General features: G+C 36.4%; 1 protein-coding gene. It reads left to right on the top strand.

Going from position 1 to position 269, the window contains the following annotated elements:
• Nucleotides 1-269 (top strand): alpha/beta hydrolase (locus CWB62_RS18495; RefSeq protein WP_502705273.1); only part of this gene is annotated, 269 nt, incomplete at both ends.

Below are 269 nucleotides of genomic sequence, written 5' to 3'. Positions count from 1 at the left end.
AGAGAACAATGAAGCAAGAATTGTTTGGGCAAACGATACATTGAAACAAAAAACAAATTATGCCATTGTTTATTTGCATGGATTTAGTGCTAGCCAAGAAGAGGGCAATCCGGTTCATAGAAATATTGCCAAACAATTTGGATGTAATTTATATTTAGCACGGCTGGCAGAACATGGTATTGATACCGTAGATGCATTATTCAATTATACTGCTGATCGTTTATGGGAGTCTGCAAAAGAAGCCTTTGCTATAGGAAAAGCAATTGGAG

Source organism: Pseudoalteromonas sp. S408, from assembly GCF_005886645.1.
Classification (GTDB): domain Bacteria; phylum Pseudomonadota; class Gammaproteobacteria; order Enterobacterales; family Alteromonadaceae; genus Pseudoalteromonas.
This window is presented reverse-complemented; position numbering and strand designations above follow the sequence as displayed.